General features: G+C 35.8%; 2 protein-coding genes. Both read left to right on the top strand.

What is annotated here, in order from left to right; translation table 11 throughout:
* Positions 1 to 281 precede the first annotated feature (281 nt).
* Positions 282 to 962 carry a polysaccharide biosynthesis/export family protein gene (locus AB1414_18080; GenBank protein ID MEW6609323.1) on the top strand — a complete coding sequence of 227 codons (681 nt, stop codon included), beginning with the start codon at positions 282 to 284 and terminating at the stop codon, positions 960 to 962.
* A gap of 9 nt (positions 963 to 971) precedes the next feature.
* The gene (locus tag AB1414_18075; protein ID MEW6609322.1) at positions 972 to 2,519 is read left to right on the top strand and encodes an XrtA system polysaccharide chain length determinant; all 1,548 of its coding nucleotides are present in this window, start codon (positions 972 to 974) and stop codon (positions 2,517 to 2,519) included.
* Positions 2,520 to 3,085: the final 566 nt, after the last annotated feature.

Genomic DNA, 3,085 nt, shown 5'->3' with positions numbered 1-3,085 from the left:
GGAGATTCTCCAGAGGTTTAGGAGGGGGAAATTTTAAGCAATTTAGAGGAAGAAGATGTTTAAAAAGCAAAAAATGGCTTTAAGGTGGTTACTTGGGCTGTTTATTTAGTTTCACCGAGAATTGCTGCTATCTACTTTTTTAGATTGACAAAATAAATAAATTATGGTATAGTTTATATGAAGACTTCATGAAATTAAAAGTAAGTAATCGGTTAACTGATAAATGCTAACTAATTACCATTCACCAATTACCAATTACTAAACTAATGGAGGGAAAAGATATGAGTCTGCGATGGAGTTTTATTTTTACTATTATTATATTATTTTTATTGAATGTGCTAACACAGAATTTATGGGCAAAAGATAGAACTTCTTACCTGTTAGGTAAGGATGATGTCATAAGGGTTTTTGTCTGGGACCATCCAGAATTAAGTGGTGATATGGTAGTTAATCCCGCAGGTAATATCTCCTTTCTTCTATTGGGAGATGTAATGGTTGAAGGATTAACAGAAGAGGAGTTAGAAAAGATATTAACCGAAAAGTTCTCCCAGTATATAATGTCTCCACAGGTTTCGGTAACGATAGTAGGATACAACAGTAAAAAAATTTATATTTTAGGCGAGGTAAGTAAACCAGGTGAGTATCCAATTGGCGGAACGGTTATATCGTTACGGGAAGCTATACTCAAAGCCGGCTTACCAACTAAATCTGCGGCACTGGGACGAGTGCGAATTATTACACCACAACCGACTAAACCAATAGTTAAAATCGTAAATCTATCACTGATTTTAAATAAAGGATGTTTGAAAGAAGATATTGAGTTGCAGGCAGGGGATATAGTTTATATTCCATCTAATATACCAGCTAAAATAGGTGATGGTTTAGATAAAATTGCGTCACCTATTAGTAGGATTCTTGCCTTTATAGGATTAATAGAAGGGATTAAAGGAATTGGGGAATAAGGAGAAGAGATGGATATACTTAAAGCAACACGAGTTAATATAGGTGATTATCTCCAGGTAATATTTCGTCGGAAATGGCTATTTATAATACCCTTTTTTACTATATTTCTTACGACGACAATAGGGGCTATCTTTATGCCTAAAATTTATGAATCTAAGGCTATGCTTGTGGTAGAAGAAAAGCAACTTCTTTCACCATTAGTCAGTGGTATGGCTGTTGCACCTACTATTGAGGAACGTCTGGATATCTTAAAAGAGCAAATAACGAGTTGGTATAGGTTAGCCGAGATGGTGGAGAAATTAAAATTATGTCCCTATACCAAAGACCAGACTAAAATTAATTCCTATATTCAATCCATTCAGAAGAGAATTAAAGTTATTTTAAAAGCAAGATTTCTTATTCAAGTATCTTTTGAAGATGCAAATCCAAAAGTTGCTGAGGCAGTAGTCAACTATATTACTAAGAGTTTGGTTAAAGAAGAAATTTCTGGCCAGGAAGAGGAGGCACTTTCGGCTATTAAATTTATTGCGGATCAAGTTAAGCATTATCAAGAAAAACTTGAAGAGGCAGAGGCATCATTAAAAGACTTCAAAGAGAAAAATCTATTAGAACTGCCAGGTAGTGGTGGCTCAAACTTAGCTAAGGCAATTGGTATTAAAGATGCTCTGTTAGAAATTAGACTTGATTTACAAGAGGCTCATAAAACTAAACAATTGCTACAAAGACAATTGGCTAGTGAAGAAAAAATTATCACTTCTAAAACAACTTCAATAAATCCTGTTATCGAAAAATTAAACGCTAAATTGATTGAACTTCAAACAGAATTGAGTGACCTTAAGGCAAAGAAATGCACAGATGAACATCCCTGGGTAATAGCGTTAAATGATAGCATCCAAAAACTTGAAGCACGCATTCAAGATGAAAAACATTCAACAATAAGTAGTGAAGTAACAGAAGTTAATCCAACATATATGGAAATAGAGTCGAAATTACGCGATACAGAGGCATTAATTGATTCTCTGAGCGCCAGAGAAAAACAATTACAAGAATTAGCCACATTATATGAAAGCCGGGCAAGGATAGTTCCGAGTCAAGAACAAGAACTCACCCGGCTAACCAGAGATATGGGAGTGAATGAAAGTATTTATTCGATGTTATTAAATCGATTAGAAACAGCTAATATCTCTCAAAAATTAGAGAAGGCAGAACGCGGAACAAGATTTAAAATTATAGACCCCGCAAGAGAACCTTTACACCCAATTAAACCTGATATGAATATGATGGTTTTTTTAGCATTTGTTATTGGGTCGATTTTTGGATGTGGATGTGTTTTCTTAGGCGAATATACAGACCATTCCTTCAGAAGCATGGAAGATGCTGAATCTGTTTTAGCAGTCCCTTCTTTAGGCTCTATATCGAAAATAACTACCGTTGAGGAACTTATAAACCAGCGGGCAAAACAGAAAAGAAGAATTGTATTAGTGACAATTTTTACTCTATGTATAGTCGGAGTGATTGTGTTTGTTGTTTTATTAACAATGAATCCTGTAAAGTAAGTGATAACTGGTGATTGGTAACTGGTAATTGGTAACTGGTGAGTAAGTTTTCAGTAATCAGGTATCAGCACTCAGTTAACACCAGGAGAATCACGGCAGTAATGAATATTACTACTCTATTTGTTTCCTTATTTTGATGTCCCGTAAGCGTTCAGGTGTCCATAAGGAGAAAAGGGGAAATGGGGAAGGTTTTCGGATAAAAAGGTTCAAGGATCGAGGTTCAAAGATTAAGGTGAATGGAAAAGAGAAGGATGCTAATGGGGTTGGAAACAGCACTTGTGAAATCAAAGGGCAAGAGGTAAAGAGTAGGGAAAGACCCTGTTCCTTGCACCTTGATCCTTGTTCCTTCGGTGGGGGGAAAAGAAGATTGTCTGTTTGGAAGGGCTAATAAAATCAACGCTCAATTTTATCCGAGAGCGTTCATGGGGAGAAAGGAGAGGGGTAGGGGAATTAGGTAGCAGAAGGTTTCATCAGTTGTCAATGACATTCTAAATAATATGATTTTCTTACTAAAATAAGAATACTTTTTCCCCTTTTCCCTGATTTCTCCATTTCCCCTTCGTTAC

Source organism: bacterium (assembly GCA_040755795.1).
Taxonomy (GTDB): domain Bacteria; phylum UBA9089; class CG2-30-40-21; order CG2-30-40-21; family SBAY01; genus JBFLXS01.
The sequence above is the reverse complement of the archived record's forward strand: the minus strand, read 5'-3'. Positions and strand labels throughout refer to the sequence as shown.

What these genes read in the sequence shown, in the direction of transcription:
- AB1414_18080 (MEW6609323.1), top strand. Translation starts at nt 282, where the DNA reads ATGAGTCTGCGATGGAGTTTTATTTTTACTATTATTATATTATTTTTA.
- AB1414_18075 (MEW6609322.1), top strand. Translation starts at nt 972, where the DNA reads ATGGATATACTTAAAGCAACACGAGTTAATATAGGTGATTATCTCCAG.